The sequence below is a fragment of the Klebsiella sp. JN_Kp126 genome (assembly GCF_033843325.1).
In the GTDB taxonomy this organism is placed as follows: Bacteria; Pseudomonadota; Gammaproteobacteria; order Enterobacterales; family Enterobacteriaceae; genus Klebsiella; species Klebsiella michiganensis.
The window spans coordinates 1-926 of the sequence record NZ_JAWXQV010000029.1; the positions used below are offsets into that span (position 1 = coordinate 1).

A 926-nucleotide genomic window follows, 5' to 3' on the forward strand; every position below is an offset into this window, starting at 1 on the left:
GCTTCCTGCGGGAAGGCTTTGGCGTAGGCGGCGAATTTCTCATTCCACGCGGACTCTTTCGCCTGGCCGGCTTCTTTGGCATCCCACTGGGCATAGATTTCAGACGGGATTTCAAACGCCGGGTGTTTCCAGCCGAGCGCTTCGCGGGTCAGCGCGATTTCCGCGTCGCCCAGCGGCGCGCCGTGGGAGTCGTGGGTACCGGCTTTGTTCGGCGAACCGAAACCGATGATGGTTTTGCACATCAGCAGGGACGGTTTGTCGGTGACCGCACGCGCTTCTTCTACCGCGCGTTTAATCGAGTCAGCATCGTGACCGTCAACGCCGCGCACCACGTGCCAGCCGTAGGCTTCAAAACGCTTCGCGGTGTCATCGGTGAACCAGCCTTCCACGTGACCGTCGATAGAGATGCCGTTGTCGTCATAGAACGCCACCAGCTTGCCCAGTTTCAGGGTACCGGCCAGAGAACATACCTCGTGAGAGATACCTTCCATCATGCAGCCGTCGCCCATGAACGCGTAGGTGAAGTGGTCAACAATGTCGTGGCCCGGGCGGTTGAACTGCGCCGCCAGAGTTTTCTCCGCGATGGCCATACCAACCGCATTCGCAATACCCTGACCCAGCGGACCGGTGGTGGTTTCCACGCCCGCGGTGTAGCCGACTTCCGGGTGACCCGGCGTTTTAGAGTGCAGCTGACGGAAGTTCTTCAGCTCTTCAATCGGCAGATCATAACCGGTGAGGTGCAGCAGGCTGTAAATCAGCATGGAACCGTGGCCGTTGGACAGGACAAAACGGTCGCGGTCGGCCCAGGACGGGTTCTGCGGGTTATGATTCAGGAAATCACGCCACAGGACTTCGGCAATGTCAGCCATACCCATCGGGGCACCCGGGTGACCGGATTTGGCTTTCTGTACTGCGTCCATGCTCAG

The 926-nt window shown here is 59.6% G+C and carries 1 protein-coding gene; it reads right to left on the reverse strand.

Annotation, left to right across the window (positions count from 1 at the left end; all coding sequences use genetic code 11):
- Positions 1 to 926 (reverse strand): thiamine pyrophosphate-dependent enzyme (locus SIK97_RS00970; protein WP_348807476.1); only part of this gene is annotated, 926 nt, incomplete at both ends.